The following is a 10,143-nucleotide window of genomic DNA, read 5'->3' as shown; positions in this document are numbered from 1 at the left end:
CCGGTAGCTCGTCAGGCTCATAACCTGAAGGTCACAGGTTCAAATCCTGTCCCCGCAACCAAACACACCAAAGCCCGCTTGGTCTAACGACCTCGCGGGCTTTTGTGCGTCCGAGGTACTGGCAGACCGCCATCGCGCCGTCTCGCCGCGGCAGCCGCTTCGGTGGGCCGGGCACGACTCCCAGCTCAGCCGGCGCCAGTCCGAGGTCAAGCCCTGAGGCTCCTCGCAGACGTCCGGCCACCCCGCCCGACAGGCCCGATTTCCCCAACAGCGCTCACCGCAACTGGACCCCGGCCTCCGCGGGGGTACGAAGAGGGTTCCTGAAAGGCGGGAGCGGCTTGGATCTCCCGTAACTCTGCCGGTCTGGCATCCGGCGGTGGTGGCGACTTCGCGAAGGACTCTCGGGGAGCTGCTGCTTCGTCTTAAGCGCCTGGTCAGCGCTACGCGACTTCCTGTGCTGCCAGATGTGAATCGCAGTGGCGGTAGTGGCACCGGTGGCCATTGGACGAGCGAGAGAACCCCGGCGTGGGTAACGCATCGGCAGATTTGTCGTGCGGCCGAAATCAATCTGTGACATCTACGTGAATTCTAGTTGGCTTATTAATCAACACCCGATAATGGGAGCGCTACCGTGGAGAGCCGCCCGGTAAGCGGTGGCAGCCACTGGCATGGGGAGGACTTTTGCAATGATTTCTCGCTGGCATCGTTCACGCTCGGTGCAGGCAGCGGCGCTTCGGATGGGCGCCTCCGCGGTGGCACTGGCCGCCGTAGGGTCGGCGCTGCCGGCCTGGGCACAGGTTCAGCAGGATACGCCCGACGCGACCCAGCAGGCCGCGGGGCCCGAGGCGGAAGCCGCTGGCGGTGGTGAAATCGTCGTGACCGGCCGTCGCGCCGCGCTGGAGGCCGCGGACGACCGGAAGCGCCGCAGCGAGACCATCGTCGATTCCGTCGTGGCGGACGACGCGGGCAAGCTGCCCGACAATTCGATCACCGAAGTGCTGCAGCGTGTCTCGGGCGTCTCGATCGTCCGCTTCTCGGCGTTGAACGATCCGGATCACTTCTCCGCCCAGGGTTCGGGCGTGCAGGTGCGCGGCCTGTCGGGTGTGGCTTCGCGCCTCAACGGCCGCGAGATCTTCAGCGCGAACGGCGGTCGTGCGCTGCTGTGGGGCGACGTTACGCCCGAACTGATGAGCGCCGTGGACGTCTATAAGGCGTCGACCGCGGACCTGATTGAAGGCGGCACCGGCGGCCAGATCGACCTGCGCACGCGTCTGCCGTTCGACTATCGCGACCAGGACCTCCACATCGCGGCGACCGGCGAGCTCAGCCTGGGCGACCTGGCGCAGAATGCCGACTACGCCGGATCTATCCTGGTCTCGAAGAACTTTCAGACGGGCATCGGCGACATCGGTGTCATGGTCGACGTCGCGCGCAGCCGCTTCACCCAGCTGTCGCAGTTCTTCCGCGTCGAGCCCTATTTCCGCACCCGCCTGGAAGGCGACGATTACTACGTCCCGGGCGGCTATGCGTACGGCGACGAGCGTTTCCAGCGTGATCGCACCGGCATCTACGGCGCCGTCCAGTGGTCGCCGTCGGACGCCTTCACCCTCACCGGCACCTTCTTCCAGTCCCGCTACGAGAACCTGTCGAGCGACTATGGCGCGCAGGTCGCGTCGCAGGTGCTGGCGGTGAATCCGTCCGAATCGCAGTTCGACGAGAACGGCCTGCTGGTTTCCAGCCCGTCGGTGTTCGTGCGCGACCAGAACACCTTCCTGCCGAGCGGCGGCTCGATCGTCAGCGGCGGCAACAAGGGCGTCTGGGACAGCGAAACCGTCACCCGCGACTACTCGCTGGCCGCGCAGTTCACCCCGGCCGACAGCCCGCTGTCGATCAAGGGTGCGATCCAGCGCGTTGAGTCGACCAATGAGCTCAACCGCCTCGACGTGTTCCGCGACCTCAATTTCCCGACCAGCTTCGGCTTCGACCTTTCGGGCGATCTGCCGGTCGTCAGCGTGCCCGCAGGGTCGCAGGCGATCTTCAACGATCCGTCGAACTATCTCTGGTCGGCGTCGATGCCGCACAACGAGAACAACAAGGGCCGGCTCGACTCCGCGAACCTCGACCTCGAGTACAGCTTCGACGACAGCTTCTTCCGTTCGGTGAAGGCGGGCGCCCGCTGGTCGGAGCGGACCGAGCGCGACTACAACAACGGCTACAACTGGGCGGCACTCGGCCGCGGCTGGAATGGCGATCCGCAGCTCACCTTCGCCAACGCAGCGCCGGGGGACATCGAACGGCACACCTTCAAGAACTTCTTCCGTGGCGATGCGGTCATTCCGGGCGAACTGCTGTTTCCGTCCTACGATCTGGTCAGCCGCCTCGATCGCGAAGAACTGACCCAGTCGCCGCCGGCCGGCTTCTGCCCGGGGGATCTGGCCAACAACTGCTCGGCAGCGGGGCCGCTGCCGACCACCGGCTATGGCGGCCAGAGCGGCATCCGGCCCGTCGGGTTCGTCCTGCCGGCGGATCTCACCAAGTATCGCACCGAAACCTGGGCCGGTTATGCCCTGGCGCGGTTTGGGCGTGAGGGCGGTGCCTTTTCGGGTAACGTCGGCGCGCGTCTGGTTCACATCGACAACACCAGCAGCGGTTATTTCCAGCAGAACGTTGTGACGTTCATCAACAGCAACGGCCAGACGACGACGCTGGCGCAAAACGCGGGCGTGGTGTCCGATGGCGCGAAGTTCACCCGGGTGCTGCCTTCGGTGAACCTCGAATATGCGCTGGCAGACTCGGTCAAGGTTCGTGGCGGCTACAACATCACCTTGGATAACCAGAGCTTCACCGCGCTGCGTTCCTCGGGCACGCTGGGCGTGGCGACCGCTACCAATCCGGTGGCGGGTCAGCCGGGGATCTTCACCAACTTTACCTTCGAAAGCGGTGATCCGACGCTCAAGCCGACCACGGCGCACAACTTCGATCTGTCGCTGGAATATTACGGTCCGAACGGCCGCAGCTTCCACATCGCGCCGTTCTACAAGCGGTTGCTCGACACGGCGGTGTTCTCGCTGAGCCAGGTGCCGGTCAATGTGGCGTTCGAAGACGGTACCAGCATCGACACGACGGCGTCCGCAAGCATCTACCGCAACTCGGACGAGGCGGCAGAGATCAAGGGCATCGAAGTCGGCGGACGGTATTTCTTCGACATGCTGCCCGGTTGGCTCTCCGGCATCGGTGTCGAGGCGAACTACACGTTCATCGACAGCAAGAACCCGGGTGACGTCTATCGCGACATCAACGGCGCGATCCACAATGATGCGCCGCTGGCCGGCCTGTCGAAGCACAATGTGAACGCGACCTTCCTGTACGAAAAGGATCCGTTCTCGCTGCGCATCGCCTATACGTGGCGGTCGAAGTACCTGCAGTCGACCAATGCGTCCGGCACCAACCCGACCTACGCGTTCTACAGCGCGCCGGGCGTGATCTACAATCCGACCACCGGTGCGACCGGCCCGGATGCGGGCACGCAGATCGCCCTGCCGACGTACAGCGACTCCTATGGCCAGCTGGACGCGGGCATCCGCTTCAAGGTGAACGACAACTTCTCGTTCGGCATCCAGGGGCAGAACCTGACGAACTCGACCCAGCGCACGCTGATGGGCGGCTATCCCGGCGGCAAACTGGTAGGCCGCAGCTGGTTCCAGAGCGACCGCCGCATCGCGACCAGCATCAGCCTGGTGTTCTGACCTATTGGTGGCGCCGGGGCACACCCGGCGCCACGCTTGCTGCGATAGAGGGGCGCGATGCGCAAACGCTTGCTGATCGTCGGCGGCGGTACGGCCGGCTGGCTTACCGCGGGCTACCTCGCCAAGCGGCTGAGCACGGACCTGCCCGGCGGGGTCGCCATCACGCTGGTGGAGTCGCCGGAAATCGGCATCCTCGGCGTGGGCGAGGGGACCTTTCCCACCATTCGCCGGACGCTGAAGACGATCGGCATCAGCGAGGTCGACCTCGTCCGCAAGTGCGGTGCGAGCTTCAAGCAGGGCGCCAGGTTCGCGCACTGGCGCTTCACCCCCGGGGCGCCCGGCCCCGATCATTACACCCACCCGTTCCAGCTAGCCCAGGCGGACAACGGCCTGGATCTACTGCCCTATTGGCTGCTCGGCCACGGGGGCGAGGCGAACTGGGATGAGGTGTGCAGCCCGCAGAAGAAGGCGGCGGACGCGCACCGTGCGCCCAAGCTGCCGAGCCACCCCGACTATGTCGCGCCGCTGAACTACGCCTTCCACTTCGACGCCGTCGCGCTGGCCGGGCTGCTGCGGGACAAGGCGGTGGAGAATGGCGTCACCCACCTCACCGATCGCGTGACGCAGGTCCATGTCGGCGAGGACGGCGCGATCGCCGGCGTCGACACCGAAGCCAACGGCCGTCTTGACGCCGATCTCTACATCGACTGCACCGGCTTCCGCGCCGAGCTGATCGATAAGGCGCTCGGCCAGCCGTACCGGTCGTGCCGCGACGTGCTATTCTGCGACAGTGCACTGGCAATCCAGGTGCCGTACCGGGACGAACGCGAGCCCATCGTCTCCTACACGCTCGCAACTGCGCAGGAAGCGGGCTGGATGTGGGACATCGGCCTCGATCGCCGTCGCGGCATCGGCCATGTCTTCTCCTCCGCCCACACCGATGACACGCGCGCCGAGGAGCTGTTGCGCGCCTATGTCGGCGACGTCGGCGGTGACCAGGAGGTCCGCAAGATCCGCTTCGAGGCGGGCTATCGCGAGACCAACTGGCACAAGAACTGCGTCGCCATCGGCCTGTCGAGCGGCTTCTTCGAGCCGCTGGAGGCCACCGGCATCGTCTTTTCGGAAGTGGCTGCGGGCCTGGTCGCCAATCTGTTTCCGTGGGGCGGCGACCACGAAACGTCGGCGCGCCAGTTCAACGCCAACATGCTCCAGCGCTACGAACGCGCGCGCGATTTCATCAAGCTGCATTACTGCATCTCGGAACGGCGCGATTCCGAGTTCTGGCGCGACAATGTCGCCGCATCCTCGATCCCGGACAGCCTGCACGACCTGCTCGACCGTTGGCGCTTCCGCCCGCCGACCGAGATCGACATCGACGCGAACGTCGACATCTTCACAGAGGCGAGCTGGCAATATGTCCTGTACGGCATGGGCTGGAAGACCGACCTGTCCGCACGCGCCGGTGCCTACCGCTACGTCGAGGACGCGCGCCGCGCCTTTGCGGAGGTGGAGCGGCAGGCGGCGTTCGCGATCGCCAACCTGCCGAGCAACCGGCAGCTGATCGACTACGCCCGCACACGCAGCTTCGGCCCCCCACAGGGCGTCGCGAGATGACGGCGAAGCCGCTCGACCGCGTCGTCATCGTGGGCGGCGGGACGGCCGGGTGGATGACCGCCGCGGTGCTCGCGCGGCTGACGGCGGCGGGCACGTCGGTGACGCTGGTCGAATCCGAAGAGATCGGCACCGTCGGCGTGGGCGAGGCGACGATCCCGCCGCTCCTGGATTTCAACCGCTTCCTCGGCATCGACGAGGACGCCTTCGTCCGCGCGACCGGGGCGACGTTCAAGCTGGGCATCGAGTTCGTCGACTGGGCGCGACGCGGGGAGCGGTACCTCCACCCGTTCGGCACGTTCGGCCGGGATGTCCAAGGGATCAAGTTCCACCAGCTCTGGCTCCGGCAGGCGCGGGTAGACCCACCGATCGCGGACACCGGATCGTTGCACGATTACTGCCTGGCCTCGGTGGCGGCACGCATGGCGCGGTTCACCAGGCCTAGCGGCGATCCGGCCGCGGTGCTTTCGTCCCTGCGCTACGCCTTTCACTTCGACGCCGCGCTCTATGCCCGCTTCCTGCGCGGCATCGCCGAGCGGGGCGGCGTCGTGCGGGTCGAGGGGCGGGTCGCCCAGGTTGATCTCGCGCCGGAGGACGGCTTCATCCGCGCGGTGCAGCTTGCGGACGGGCGCCGGATCGAAGGCGACCTGTTCGTGGATTGCAGCGGCTTTCGGTCGCTGCTGCTCGGCGAAGCGCTGGGCATTCCCTTCACCAGCTGGCAGCGCTGGCTCCCTTGCGACCGGGCGCTGGCGGTGCCGAGCGCTTCTGTGGGCCCGCTGCTGCCGTACACCCGCGCGACGGCGGACCGAGCGGGCTGGCGCTGGCGTATCCCGCTCCAGCACCGCACCGGCAACGGCCATGTCTATGCCAGCGCCTTCGTGAGGGACGCGGAGGCTGCCGACACGCTGCTCGAGGGACTGGACGGCGCGCCTGCTGCCGAGCCGCGCCCGCTGCGCTTCGTCGCCGGCATGCGGGAGCGCCTGTGGGAGCGCAATTGCATCGCGATCGGCCTGGCGGGTGGGTTCCTGGAGCCGCTGGAATCGACCAGCATCCACCTGATCCAGTCCGGCATCACCCGTCTGATGAGCCTGTTCCCCGACAAGGATCATGCGCCCGTAGAGCGGGACGCCTACAACCGGCTGGCCCGGTCCGAATATGAGCAGGTCAGGGACTTCCTGATCCTCCACTATCACGCCACGGAGCGCGACGATTCCGACTTCTGGCGCCATTGTCGCACCACGCCGCCGCCGGACAGCCTGGCGCACAAACTCGAGCTCTGGCGCGCTCGCGGCCGCGTGCTGCCGGAGGCGGGCAGCCTCTTCACCGAGGACAGCTGGATCGCGGTGCTGATGGGGCAGGCGGGCACGCCCGCGTCCGTCGATCCGCTGGTCGCGACGCTGCCCGTCCAGGAGACGCGACGCTTTCTGCACCACCTGCGCACGATCATCGGCCAGACCGCCGCCGCCATGCCCGCCCACGACCAGTTCATTGCCCGTCACTGCGCGGCGTGATTCAGTTGGAGAGACGCACCATGACCTTCGCCCTCCGTCATGCCGGGGTCGCCATCGCGGCGCTGGCGCTTGCCGCCTCGCCGGCGGCGGCGCAGTCCCGCCAGATCAGCGTCGATGTCGGCAAGGCCGGTGCCCCGATCGACCGGGCGTTCAACCTGTCGGTTGGCGCGGATTACGCCGGCACCCTGATCCGCAACGACAGCCTGGCGCAGCTCAAGACGACGGTGGACGAGCTCGGCTTCCGCTACATCCGCTTCCACGCCATCTTCCACGACGATCTCGGCACCGTGAAGGTCGTGAACGGGAAGACGGTCTATGACTGGACCAAGCTCGACAAGCTGATCGACGGCTTGCTCGCCCGGCGCATCAAGCCGTTCGTCGAACTCGGCTTCACGCCCACCGCCATGGCGACCTCCAAACAGACACTGTTCTACTGGAAGGGCAACACCTCCCACCCGGAGCCAAAGGCGTGGGCGGCGCTGGTCGACGCCTTCGTGCGCCATGTCCGCGAACGCTATGGCGAGGACGAGGTGCGCAGCTGGTTCTTCGAGGTCTGGAACGAGCCCAATCTCGACGGCTTTTGGGAAACGGCCGACCAGAAGGTCTATTTCGAACTCTATGAGTCGAGCGCGCGGACGATCAAGGCAATCGATCCCGCGCTGCGCGTCGGCGGCCCGGCGACGGCAGGCGCGGCCTGGGTGCCCGAGCTGCTCGCGCTCACCGCCTCGCGCAACATCCCGATCGATTTCGTCACCACCCACACCTATGGCGTCGACGGCGGGTTCCTCGACGAGAAGGGGCAGGACGACAACAAGTTGTCCACGAACCCGGACTCCGTCGTCGGCGACGTGCGCAAGGTGCGCGCCCAGATCGATGCCACGCAGTACCGCGGCATGCCGCTCTATTTCACCGAGTGGAGCGCCAGCTACAATCCACGCGACCCGGTGCACGACAGCTACGTGAGCGGACCGTTCATCCTCACCAAGTTGCGCGCCACCCGCGGCATCGCCCAGGGCATGAGCTATTGGGCGTATAGCGACCTGTTCGAGGAAGCCGGCCCGCCGCCCACGCCCTTTCACGGCGGCTTCGGCCTGATGAACCGCGAAGGCATCCGCAAGCCGGCCTGGTTCGCGTACAAATATCTGAATGCGGTGAAGGGCAGGGAGATCGCCACCGGCGACGCCGAGGCACTGGCGGCTACCGAAGGTGGCAAGACCAATGTCGTGCTCTGGGCATGGCGCCAGCCGGAGCAGAAGGTGAGCAACCGTCCGTTCTTCACCAAGGTGCTGCCAGCCAAGCCGGACCAGCCCGCCGAATTGCACTTCGCCGGCCTCCAGCCGGGTCGCTATCGGGTCGCGGTGCGGCGAGTCGGCTTCAAGGTGAACGACGCGCACACCCGCTACCTGGAGATGGGCTCCCCCAAGGATCTGAGCGCCGCACAGCTTGCCGAACTGCAGACGTTGACGCGCGACCTGCCCGAGACGCAGACGACCGTGCAGGTCGGACGCGACGGCCGGCACGCGATGACGGTGAAGATGCGCAGCAACGACGTGGTGCTCGTGTCGGTCGAGGCGGCCGGCGCCGCGCAGCAATAGCGTTCAGCGAGAGAGAGACATGACCGTAAACCGCCGCGAAACCATCCTCTTGGCGCTTGCTTCGGCCGGCGCGACGCTGCCGGGCGGGGCTCTGGCGATGGCCAAGGCTGCGCCTTCGTCCACGCGCGCGCGCTGGGGAGCCACGGTCGAGGGGCAGCGCCGGGCCGATCTCGGCAACGGCACCTACCTCAATCCGGTGCTGGCCGGCGATCGGCCCGACCCGAACGTGCTGAAGGACGGGGACGACTATTATGCCGCCTTCTCGTCGTTCCTCTACTACCCCGGCGTGCCGATCTGGCATTCGCGCGACCTGGTGAACTGGACGCCGATCACCGCCGCGCTCAAGGCGCCGATCGGCAACGTCTGGGCGCTCGACATCGCGAAGCACGATGGCCGCTACTTCATCTACATCCCCGTGCTGGACGACAAGGATCCGGGCCGTGCCCTGAAGACCTATGTGATCCATGCGCCCAGCATGAAGGGGCCGTGGAGCGAGCCGATCGACATGCGGATCGACGGCCTCATCGATCCCGGCCATGCGATGGGCGAGGACGGCAAGCGCTACCTGTTCTTCAACGGCGGCAATCGCGTGCAGCTGAGCGACGACGGCCTGTCGGCGGTCGGCAAGGTCCAGCATGTGTACGGGGGCTGGCCGATCCCCGAGAACTGGATCATCGAGGGCTTCGCGCTCGAGGGGCCGAAGATCACCCGCAAGGACGGCTGGTTCTACATGTTCTCGGGCCAAGGCGGCACCGCCGGCCCGCCGACCAGCCACATGGTGGTGGTCGCCCGCTCGCGTTCGATTGACGGCCCCTGGGAGAATTGCCCGCACAACCCGATCGTGCGCACCGCCAGCCGCGAGGAGCCCTGGTGGTCGCGCGGCCACGCGACGGCGATCGAGGGGCCGGATGGCAAATGGTGGCTGGTCTACCACGGCTATGAGAACGGCCTGCGCACGCTGGGCCGCCAGATGTTGCTGGAGCCGATCGAGTGGATCGCCGACGGCTGGCCCCGCGCCACGGGCGGCGACCTTTCACGCCCGCTGCCCAAACCGGGCGGCGCGGGCGGCGCCCACGGACAGCCACTGTCGGGCTTCAGCCCGGACGCGATCGGGAACAAGCTGACCTTCTGGGCACCGCGTCCGGGCTATCTCGATCGCGCGCGCATCGCCGGCCACGCGCTCACGCTAACCGGGCAGGGGACCGGTCCGGCGGATGCCTCGCCACTGTTGTTCGTGGCCGGCGACCGCTCCTACGAGGTGCGCGTCGAGCTGGAGCTGGATGGCGCAACCCAGGCCGGGCTGATCCTGTTCTACAACGAGAAGCTTTTCTGCGGCCTTGGCGTCGGGCCGGAGAAGCTCCACGCCTATCGCATCGGCCAGGAGGAACGCTGGCCGGCCGGTGCGCCGATCGACACGCGCCGCCTGCACCTGCGGCTGGTCAACGACGAGGATGTGGTCACCTTCTACTACAGCCGCGACGGAAAGCGCTGGACCAAGGAGCGCTCGTTCGAAGTCGCCGGCTACAACCACAATGTCGCGGACGGCTTCCTCAGCTTGCGACCCGGCCTCTACGCGGCGGGCGAGGGCAAGGCGACGTTCCGCAATCTGACCTATCGCGGGTTGGAGGGGGTCAGCGACAGCGTCCGTCCGTGATCCGGCGGCACCCCGGCATGGAGCCG

Annotated in this window: 5 protein-coding genes; all 5 read left to right on the top strand. The window is 66.9% G+C overall.

The genetic code is table 11. The features are described from left to right. Window positions 1-686 precede the first annotated feature (686 nt). Genes ABDZ92_RS07750 through ABDZ92_RS07730 form a run of 5 tightly spaced genes read left to right on the top strand, consistent with a single transcriptional unit; the run spans window position 687 to window position 10,117 of the window. Complete coding sequence (locus ABDZ92_RS07750; RefSeq protein WP_164521356.1) at window positions 687-3,746, top strand: TonB-dependent receptor; 3,060 nt, start codon at window positions 687-689, stop codon at window positions 3,744-3,746. A gap of 57 nt (window positions 3,747-3,803) precedes the next feature. After that, the gene (locus tag ABDZ92_RS07745; protein WP_125962343.1) at window positions 3,804-5,360 is read left to right on the top strand and encodes a tryptophan halogenase family protein; all 1,557 of its coding nucleotides are present in this window, start codon (window positions 3,804-3,806) and stop codon (window positions 5,358-5,360) included. Continuing rightward, window positions 5,357-6,868 carry a tryptophan halogenase family protein gene (locus ABDZ92_RS07740; protein WP_125962342.1) on the top strand — a complete coding sequence of 504 codons (1,512 nt, stop codon included), beginning with the start codon at window positions 5,357-5,359 and terminating at the stop codon, window positions 6,866-6,868. The genes ABDZ92_RS07745 and ABDZ92_RS07740 overlap by 4 nt, the downstream gene beginning before the upstream one ends. 20 nt (window positions 6,869-6,888) lie before the next feature. After that, window positions 6,889-8,463 (top strand): GH39 family glycosyl hydrolase, encoded by a 1,575-nt coding sequence (locus ABDZ92_RS07735; protein WP_125962341.1) that lies wholly within the window; start codon window positions 6,889-6,891, stop codon window positions 8,461-8,463. 19 nt (window positions 8,464-8,482) lie between these two features. Beyond that, complete coding sequence (locus tag ABDZ92_RS07730; RefSeq protein ID WP_125962340.1) at window positions 8,483-10,117, top strand: family 43 glycosylhydrolase; 1,635 nt, start codon at window positions 8,483-8,485, stop codon at window positions 10,115-10,117. Window positions 10,118-10,143: the final 26 nt, after the last annotated feature.

Origin of the sequence: Sphingomonas molluscorum (genome assembly GCF_039522995.1) — a bacterium.
Classification (GTDB): Bacteria; Pseudomonadota; Alphaproteobacteria; order Sphingomonadales; family Sphingomonadaceae; genus Sphingomonas; species Sphingomonas molluscorum.
Note: the sequence above shows the minus strand (reverse complement) of the source record. Positions and strands in the feature narration are given on the sequence as shown.